7 protein-coding genes and 3 pseudogenes are annotated in these 8,577 nt (G+C 68.6%); 7 read left to right on the top strand and 3 right to left on the bottom strand.

The genetic code is table 11. The features are described from left to right. Window positions 1-242: 242 nt before the first annotated feature. Together ABZV38_RS38470 and ABZV38_RS38465 are read left to right on the top strand one after the other, a co-directional pair. A pseudogene (locus ABZV38_RS38470) lies at window positions 243-568 on the top strand (aldo/keto reductase); the annotation flags it as partial. Between the two features lie 452 nt (window positions 569-1,020). After that, entirely contained in the window at window positions 1,021-1,443 is a 423-nt protein-coding gene (locus tag ABZV38_RS38465; protein ID WP_356333381.1) for a divalent metal cation transporter, read from the top strand. A 46-nt stretch (window positions 1,444-1,489) separates the two neighbouring features. Here ABZV38_RS38465 and ABZV38_RS38460 read toward each other — a convergent pair whose 3' ends face one another. Then, window positions 1,490-2,659 (bottom strand): thiolase family protein, encoded by a 1,170-nt coding sequence (locus ABZV38_RS38460; RefSeq protein WP_356333380.1) that lies wholly within the window; start codon window positions 2,657-2,659, stop codon window positions 1,490-1,492. Between the two features lie 125 nt (window positions 2,660-2,784). On the opposite strand from ABZV38_RS38460, the pseudogene ABZV38_RS38455 reads away from it, so the two are divergent. Continuing rightward, window positions 2,785-3,207 (top strand): annotated as a pseudogene (locus tag ABZV38_RS38455) (helix-turn-helix domain-containing protein); the annotation flags it as partial. Window positions 3,208-3,296: 89 nt separating this feature from the next. On the opposite strand, the gene ABZV38_RS38450 reads toward ABZV38_RS38455, so the two are convergent. Next, window positions 3,297-4,727: an MFS transporter gene (locus ABZV38_RS38450; protein ID WP_356333382.1), complete on the bottom strand. Its 1,431-nt coding sequence runs from the start codon at window positions 4,725-4,727 to the stop codon at window positions 3,297-3,299. Between the two features lie 265 nt (window positions 4,728-4,992). On the opposite strand from ABZV38_RS38450, the gene ABZV38_RS38445 reads away from it, so the two are divergent. Together ABZV38_RS38445 and ABZV38_RS38440 are read left to right on the top strand one after the other, a co-directional pair. Further along, complete coding sequence (locus ABZV38_RS38445; protein ID WP_356333378.1) at window positions 4,993-5,472, top strand: helix-turn-helix domain-containing protein; 480 nt, start codon at window positions 4,993-4,995, stop codon at window positions 5,470-5,472. A 279-nt stretch (window positions 5,473-5,751) separates the two neighbouring features. After that, window positions 5,752-6,231 (top strand): ATP-binding protein, encoded by a 480-nt coding sequence (locus ABZV38_RS38440; protein ID WP_356333377.1) that lies wholly within the window; start codon window positions 5,752-5,754, stop codon window positions 6,229-6,231. Between the two features lie 21 nt (window positions 6,232-6,252). Here the strand turns inward: ABZV38_RS38440 and ABZV38_RS38435 are convergent, their stop codons facing one another. After that, window positions 6,253-7,053, bottom strand: a complete 801-nt coding sequence (locus ABZV38_RS38435; protein ID WP_356333375.1) for an IS5 family transposase — start codon at window positions 7,051-7,053, stop codon at window positions 6,253-6,255. Between the two features lie 392 nt (window positions 7,054-7,445). Here ABZV38_RS38435 and ABZV38_RS38430 point away from each other — a divergent pair. Together ABZV38_RS38430 and ABZV38_RS38425 are read left to right on the top strand one after the other, a co-directional pair. Beyond that, window positions 7,446-7,804: pseudogene (locus ABZV38_RS38430) on the top strand (WhiB family transcriptional regulator). A 48-nt stretch (window positions 7,805-7,852) separates the two neighbouring features. Next, on the top strand, window positions 7,853-8,422 hold the full coding sequence (locus tag ABZV38_RS38425) for a hypothetical protein (RefSeq protein ID WP_356333373.1): 570 nt from the start codon (window positions 7,853-7,855) through the stop codon (window positions 8,420-8,422). The last annotated feature ends 155 nt before the right edge of the window (window positions 8,423-8,577 follow it).

Here is an 8,577-nt window from a genome sequence, read left to right as displayed (position 1 = left end):
CCGCCGCCGCGACGACCCACTCCCCGCACGACTCCGTCCCTGGAAACACGCCGTCCAAGAACGATCACTCACTCAAGATCTGCTGCTGTAGTACGAGTGGCGCAAGATGCCCCGGGTTTATGACATCCGCCGTCGAGCACGAGGACGCCGAGTACGAGGCTGGCATCGAGGACTGCATCTACATCTTCAAGGCCTGGATCGACGCGGTCCTCTCCCGCGACCCGATCACGCTCATCCGCGTCCTCAGGCGCCTAAACACTGACTGGATCGATCTCTACCAGGTCCACTCCCCCGACCACTCCACTGACATCGAGGAGACGCTCTCGGTGCTCAGCGACCTCGTGCACCAGGGAAAGATCCGCGCCTTCGGCTGCTCGAACTACCAGGCCGAGGAGATCGTCGAGGCACACCACGTCTCCGAGCGTCGCGGCCTCGGACGCTTCCGCACCGACCAGCCGCCCTACTCGATTCTGGCCGCGGGATCGAGGCCTCGCTCCTGCCCGTCTGCCAGCGCTACGGAATGGGGGTACTGGTCTGGAGCCCCCTCGCCTTCGGATTCCTCACCGGCCCAGACCTGCCGCAAGGGCCGGGCCGGTGAGTATGAGAGGGCCGAGGCTGTCGGCGCGGATCGCCCCGGCGCTCGCCGCACGGATCGGTGCCACACTCGCCGGTGCCAGCGTGCCGAGCCCTACATCCGGCTGGACACCAACCTCGTTGTCGAGTCGGACTGGGGGCGGGCGGGTTGCGCGCCCCGCCCGTCCAAAAATCTGGCCAGCTGGACCCTTCTGGCCCTTCCACCGGCGCTGGTCGATGAGTGCCAGCGCGGTGGGCCTCCTATGCCCGAGCAACTGATTCGGCACGCTGACGGTGGGCTCGACTGTTCACCTGCTACCAGTCGAGCCGCTAGCTTTTAAGGCTCAGCTTGTTCTTTGACCTTTCGACTGTTGTAGGGCGATAAGTGTCTTCTCGCGACGGACGGTTCTGCCAACGTCGTAGCAAGGTGCCTGGCGCCTGTTCCTCGTGCCCGTGCCGATACGCGGCCGGGGGCGACGGCGGTTCGAGGTGCTCATGACGGCGTCCCTGGCCTGTCTGCTGGCGCTCCTTCTCAGCCAAGTACTCGGCACCGGTGCCCCGTTGTCCACGGCCGCCGACGGGTTGGTGCCGCGCCTGTCCGGGGCCGAGAGCCTGGTGCTGGCCGGCGGAATCGTCGGCGCCACCGTGATGCCATACGTCATCTACCTGCACTCGGCACTCACCAGCGACCGTTACAGTCTGTCGCTCGCCCCCAGGTCCGTCGGGGGCGAGCCCGGCGGCCCGCCGGACGACCGTGACCGGCCGCTGCGCCACAGGCTCCTGCGCCACGTGCGGGCCGACGTGCTGATCGCGATGGGCCTGGCGGGCGCCGTGAACGTGGCCCTGCTGGTGTCGGCCGCGACCCTGTAGCACCTCGTCGGTCCACCGGACGGGCAGCCCGCACTCGGACGTCCCGTCAGACCGCCTCCAGCACCATCGCGTTGGCGAGTCCGCCCGCCTCGCACATCGTCTGCAGGGCGTAACGGGCGCCGCGCTCGCGCATCGCGTGGACCAGGGTGGTCGTCAGGCGGGTGCCGCTCGCGCCGAGGGGGTGGCCGATGGCGATCGCGCCGCCGTGCACGTTGACCTTGGCGAGGTCGGCGCCGGTCTCCTGCTGCCAGGCCAGGACCACGCTGGAGAAGGCCTCGTTGACCTCGAACAGGTCGATGTCGTCGAGCCGCAGGTTCGCCCTGCGCAGCACCTTCTCGGTCGCCGGGATGACGCCGGTGAGCATCAGCAGCGGGTCGGAGCCGGTGACGGCGAAGCTGTGCAGGCGGGCGAGGGGGCGCAGGCCGAGGCGGGCCGCGGTCTCGCTGGAGGTGATCAGGACGGCCGAGGCGCCGTCGTTGATGGGGCTGGCGTTGCCCGCGGTGACGTTCCACTCGATCTGTGGGAAGCGCTCGCCGAAGCCGGGCTCGTAGTAGGCGGGCTTGAGGCCGGCCAGGATCTCCGGGGTGCTGCCGGGCCGTACGCACTCGTCGCGGGTGACGCCCTCCAGGGGCGCGGTCTCGGCGTCGAACAGGCCGGCGTCCCAGGCGGCGGCCGCCTTGTGGTGCGAGGAGACGGCGAAGGCGTCCATCCGCTCGCGCGTGATGGACCACTTGGCGGCGATGAGTTCGGCGCTGATGCCCTGCGGGACGAGGCCCTCCGGGTAGCGCTCGGCGACTCCGGGGCCGAAGGGGTCCTTGCCGGCGGGCACGTTCGACCGCATCGGCACCCGGCTCATCGACTCGACGCCACAGGCGACGACCATGTCGTACGCGCCTGAGATGACGCCCTGCGCGGCGAAGTGCACCGCCTGCTGGGAGGAGCCGCACTGGCGGTCCACCGTGGTCGCCGGGACCGTCTCGGGGAAGCCCGCCGACAGCACGGCGTACCGAGTGGTGTTCATGGCCTGCTCGCCGACCTGGTCGACGGTGCCGCCGATGACGTCGTCGATGAGGGCGGGATCGACGCCGGAACGCTCGACGAGGGTGCGCAGGGTGTGGGCGAGGAGCTCCACGGGGTGGACGTGCGCGAGGGCGCCGTTCGGCTTGCCCTTGCCTATCGGCGTGCGTACGGCTTCGACGATGACTGCGTCACGCATGGTGCGGGCCTCCTTGGCCGCCGGGGCGACGGGCGGGCCGCCAGGCGCGATCACCGATGAGTAGGAAAATCAAACTCACTATAGCTCGGTGACTTGGAAAATCAAACCACCCTGGACTGGGCGTCATGGCCGCCACGAAAGATCCGCGCCCCTGCTCCATCGCCGACACCCTCGCGCTCGTCGGCGAGAAGTACTCCCTGCTCGTCCTGCGCGAGGGGTGCCTCGGCAACGGCCGCTTCGACCAGCTGGTGCGCAACATCGGCGCCCCGCGCGACATCCTGGCCACGCGGCTGCGCCGGCTCATCGAGGCCGGGATCCTGGTCAAGCGCGCCTACAGCGAGCGCCCGCAGCGCTTCGAGTACCGGCCCACTCAAGCGGGTCTCGAACTTGCGCCGGTGCTGATGACCCTCATGGCGTGGGGCGACCGCCATCTGCGCGAGGACGGCGACCGCCCCATGGTGATCGAGCACGTCTGCGGCAACGAGCTGGCCCCTGTCGTCACCTGCTCGGCCTGCGGCGACCATGTGCGCCACGAGGACCTTGCTGCGCGCGGCCGACCTGAACATCATGGGCAGGGGCCAGGGTTCGGTGACCACCGCTGGCATCGTCGCCGAACTCCACTCCCCCGCAGCCGAACTCACCAAAGGCGGCCTTGCCGTGGACCCGCTCCCCGCGCTGTTGCCGGAGGTCGAGCGGGCGGCCGTGGAAGATCCCTGTCGAGCCCAGCCGACGTATCCTCCTGACCTCCTGACGCCCGTCGTGTCCGAACGCCGGCACGGCCCCAACTGCCGCCGAACGAAGGGAAAGTCGTCGGTCTGGACGCGCCCGTCAGAGCCCGCGCATCCGCCTCGGGCTCCTTCGACGCGGCGGACGCCGTCCGGCCCGAGCCGCCGCCACGGCTGAGGTGCACACCGATCGCCGACGTCGACAGGCCCAGTACGGCGGCTACGCACCAGACGATCCGGAAGTCGGGACGTGAGGCGGCACCTACGTGGGAGCCGACCACCGCGACCAGGACGGCGACGCCGACCGTGACCGAGATCTGGCGGACGGAGTTGACCAGCGCCGACCCGGTCGCCGCACGGTGCCCCGGCAGGGCGTGCACACCGGCGGCCACCAGAGTGCCCAGGGTCAGACCGATACCCGCACCGGTCATCACCTGGCTGGGCAGCAGGTCACGCAGATAGTCCGGCGTGACGGACGCGAAGCACGCGAGCCAGACCATGCCGCCGGTGAACAGCAACCCGCGGCCGGCGACCAGCGGACCGTGCCCGAAGCGCTGCGCGGCGCGGGCGGTCAGAAGGGTGACGACCGGCACGAGCGCGGGAGCGGGGACCAGGGCGACACCGGTGCGCAGCGCGCTCCAATGCCAGACCTCCTGGCACCACAGCACGTTCGACAGCAGCATGATCGCGAAGGCGACGCCGAAGACGAGGGTGCCCGCGTTCGCCGCTCCGAAGCGCGGCAGCCGCAGCAGGTGCAGCTCGAACAGCGGGTGGGGGTACCGCAGGGACCTCAGGACGAACGCGACGCCGCTGACCACGGCAACGGCCAGGAGCAGTACGGTCCTGCCGCTCGTCCAGCCCCAGTCGGGTGCCTGCACCAGTGCCCCGGACAGTGCCGCGAGCGAGGAGATGACCAGCAGGGCGCCGAGGAGGTCGGGCAGCGGTCCGGGCTCCCGGGCGGCCGGCTTCGGCAGGACCGATCGGCCGGCGACGAGCGCCGCGATGCCGATGGGCACGTTGACGGCGAAGACCCACCTCCAGTCCACCTCGACCAGCAGGCCGCCGACGACGGGCCCGGCGGCCGCGGCGAGTCCGCCGACCGCAGCCCAGCTCCGGGTGGCCTGGGTACGGCGCTCGGCCGGCACCGTCGCCAGCAGCAGGGCCAGGGACGTCGGAATCTGAGCGGACGCCCCGACGGCCTGCACCACCCGGGTCACGACGAGGGTCCCCAGGTTCGGGGCCAGGGCACAGCCCAGCGACGCGAGGGTGAAGACGGCGATCCCGGTGAGGAAGACCGGCCGCTGGCCTATGCGGTCACCGGCACGCCCGGCCACCACCAGCAGCGCGGCGAAGGTGATCGCGTAGGCGTTGAGTACCCAGGACAGCGAACCGAGGGTCGCGCCCCTGCCGCCCCCCGGAGAAGGTCGCTCCCATGGCCGGAAGCGCGACGTTGACGATCAACAGATCCAGGTTGGTCATGAAGACGGCCACCAGGACGACTGCGGCGGCCGTTCGAGGACGCTTTGAAAATCGAAGCATAGCAGTCATGGCGCAAGCCAAACACAGAGTGATTTGGAAATCAAACCCTACCGGGGTGATACTGGGGCCGTGACCACGCGCATCGATCCCCAGGACATGACCGGACGCCCCTGCTCGCTCGCCGCCGCCCTACAGATCATCGGCGACCGATGGGCCCTGCCGGCGATCCGCGAGGTCATGCTCGGCAACCACCGGTTCCGGCAGATCGCCAGGAACACCGGCGCCCCCACGGACCGCCTGGCGGCGCGCCTGAAGGCGCTGGTGGAGAGCGGCATCCTCGAACGGCGCCCGCTGCCGGACGACGCACGCTACAGCGGCTACTACCTGACGGAGGCAGGGCGCGATCTGGGAGGCATCACCCGCGAGCTCATCGGCTGGGGCGACCGCTGGGTCGTCACCGCGCCGCCCAGCCGGATCCGTCACCGGGACCACCAACTCGTCACCCACACGGTCTGCGAGACCTGCGGCGAGCAGGTCCACGCCGAGGACGTCCACCGGGAGGAGCTGACCCCCGGCTGGGACCAGTCCGGCCCGGTGCAAGCCCCGTAGACCGTGCGGTGGTCGTCGATCCCGCCCCGGAACGGGCGTGCGATCTCGGCGCGGTCGTCGGCCCGGAAAGCCTCGCGGATCTCCCGGTCGTTGTCGCTCGTCCAGGGCCAGGAGCTGGCGGGCCACATCGCGCACCGGTCGCCCTGCCGGGCCCTCGCCGGCTAGGGCGTGTATCGAAAGTGGATCTTGAGTGCGTGTCTCCTAAACGGGCCCTTGAAACTTGCTTCTCCCTCATCGCGACGGGAGCGATGATCTCCACGAGGGATCGATGAGGGGTAGATGATCATGGACGACCGACGGCCAAGACTGGTACTCCTGTGCGGCCTTCCCGGTGCCGGGAAGACCACGGTGGCCAAGAGGTTGGAGCGGGAACTGTCCGCTGTGCGTCTGTGCCCGGACGAGTGGCTTGCGGAGCTGGGCTTCGACCTCTTCGACGGTGAGGCCCGGGACCGCGTCGAACGTCGCCTGTGGCAGCACGCCCAGGATCTGCTGGCTTCTGGAGCCGTTGTGATCTTGGAGAATGGGTTCTGGCAGCGTCCCGAACGCGATGAGAAGCGGCTCCGAGCTCGCGCGCTCGGGGTCGAGGTCGAACTGCGCTACCTCAAGGTGCCGATGGCGGAACTGGAGCGGCGCATCGCTCTCCGCAACCAGGATCCGGGCTCGGTCGTGTTGACGACCGAGCTGCTCAGAGAGTGCCAGAGTCAGTTCGAGGCCCCGACGCCGGCCGAGCTGGACCTGTTCGATCCGCCCATGCCCTAGACGGCGTGTGGGTTGTGCCCGTCACAGCCACTGTCTTTTCAGTCGGTTGATGCCGCACTCGACTGCGTGGCGCGCGCGGTAGTCGACGGGGTCGAACTTCGGTGACCGGCCACCGCGGGATCCGCGTTTCGTGCGGTTGCGGGCCTGGTCGGCCTTGTCAGGGATGGTGCAGCGGATACCGCGCCTGCGTAGGCAGGCGCGGTTCTTTCGGGACGCGTACGCCTTGTCCGCACGTACCCGCCGGGGCCGGGTACGGGGCCTTCCCAGCCCGAGGCGAGGGACCCGAACACGCTCCAGAACGGTCTCGAACTGTGGAGAGTCGCCCCGCTGCCCGGCGGTCACGACTATCGACATGGGCTTCTGTCCCTGCTCGACGGCCAGGTGCACTTTGGTGGTCAGGCCGCCGCGCGAGCGTCCCAGGCCGTGGTCACCGGGTTCGACGGCGATGCCTCCGGGCGGCTCCTTTTGCAGTTCACCCTGCTTCCGGGCTCCGGCCGCGTGCTGATGGGCTCGACACACCGTGGAGTCGACATTGAGGTCCCACATGATGCCACCCTCCGCGTCAGCCCGGGACTGGAGCCGAGAGAGGATCCGATGCCAGCTACCGTCCCGCTGCCACCGGCGGAACAGGTCGTACACCCGGCCCCATGGCCCGTACTCGGCGGGAACATCCCGCCAAGGGACACCGGTGCGAATCCGGAAACGGATGCCGTCGATCAGCTGTCGCCTCGTCCACACCCGCGGCCGACCGGACTTCCTGCCCCTTGGCAACAACGGCTCAAGTACTGCCCACTGCTCGTCCGTGAGATCTCCCCGCGCCACGAAGCACGATCATCCAATGCTCAAGATCCGCTTTCGATACACGCCCTAGTAGGGCCCGATCCTCGAATGCCGCCGAGAAGAAAAACGGGCGGGCGACGTCACGCCCGCGCCATCCTGACGGCACTCCTCTGTGACTACTTCTACTGAGCAGCGAACGGAGCATGGAGCGATGCCGGAGTATGTGGTTGCGGCAGGAGTCACAGTGGTGGGGTACCTGGCGGTCGCCCTGCGCACCTGGGTACACGCGAGAGGGCTGGTTCAACTGGAGAAAGTCCGCGGATCATTCCGCCGAGACGTGGCGCGTGAGCTTCCTCAGGGCAGCCGCTTCGTCGACCGAGCGGACCACCTGACCATTGAAGTGGGGCGGGGACCAGGACACGAAGGAGTTCGGCGTGGCCTGGGCAACTGAGCGGTCAACCCATGCGGCACGCCGGACAGTCGACTCCGACGAGATGTTCGTCAGGGCTGCAGCACAAGACAGACAGAAGACCGTCTGCATGGTACGAACCGAATGCCGTGCCGACGCCCTCGACAACCGCATTGTGTTCGGCGTTTGGGGCGGCATGACTGAGCGGAAACGCCGAACCCTGCTGCGAAGGCACCCTTCGGTCAGCTCCTGGCTTCGACTTCTCGAGCTGCCATGACAGATTACGAGTGGAACACAGGTAGGAAATCTCATTCAGATGTCCTGGAACTTCTCGCGCTGCGTCACTCGCACTTCGCACCGCTCGTCACCCAAAACGCAGCATGACCGGCAGGAACCGACGGCACACAACTGAGAAGTCATCGTGACATTCTGATGAGACGTCGCACCACCGCCCGCCAGAGACAACTGCTCGCCCTGCGCGAGCGGTGCGGTACCCGCCTCACCCTCCTCTGGCACCAGCCGGTCACCCCCGCCCTGAGAACACTCCTCGAAGAAACCCCACACCGCCTCATCGACACCCTCCCCCACGCCCGTATCGCTCTGGGCCAGACAGGGTGTCCGCCGACAGGTACCAGAAGCACGGGGCAACACCGACCTCCAAAACCGTCACACCGCGACGGGCAATGGATCACCCATCAGACGCCGCCCGCCAGCACGGTCATCGACCGTCCCGCACGCACCCGATGCCAGGGCGCACCCGAGCTCGCCTCCACGAGGCGCGACGCACCGCCCGCGCAAGGACATGAGCGGATACCAACAGACGTCCTCGCCTCACGGCTGACCACAGTGGCGCACCCACTGCACGCGACAGCCCTGACCATCCACGCGGTCACCGGCGCGGACATCGGCCAACTCGCGCTTATCCGCGGTATCGACATCGACGAAACAGCGACCGCCGTCAAAGTCCACGACAGCACAGCCCACCGACGCTGCCGCCTCTAACGACCTTGGGGGAAATTCGAGCGGGCCTGGTCGGGCCGTGACATGAGAAGGGCCGCACGGGTTGGGTGAGTTGTGAAGCTGACCTGGGCCCGTGCGGCCTGCTCCCATCCTGCCCTGTCTGGTGTCTCTCGCGGACATTTCGGCGAGTTGCTCGA

Source organism: Streptomyces sp. NPDC005181 (genome assembly GCF_040608395.1).
Lineage (GTDB): Bacteria > Actinomycetota > Actinomycetes > Streptomycetales > Streptomycetaceae > Streptomyces.
This window is presented reverse-complemented; position numbering and strand designations above follow the sequence as displayed.

Coding starts and splice junctions, on each gene's coding strand:
- ABZV38_RS38460 (WP_356333380.1), bottom strand. CDS start 2,659: ATGCGTGACGCAGTCATCGTCGAAGCCGTACGCACGCCGATAGGCAAG.
- ABZV38_RS38440 (WP_356333377.1), top strand. CDS start 5,752: ATGATCATGGACGACCGACGGCCAAGACTGGTACTCCTGTGCGGCCTT.
- ABZV38_RS38425 (WP_356333373.1), top strand. CDS start 7,853: ATGAGACGTCGCACCACCGCCCGCCAGAGACAACTGCTCGCCCTGCGC.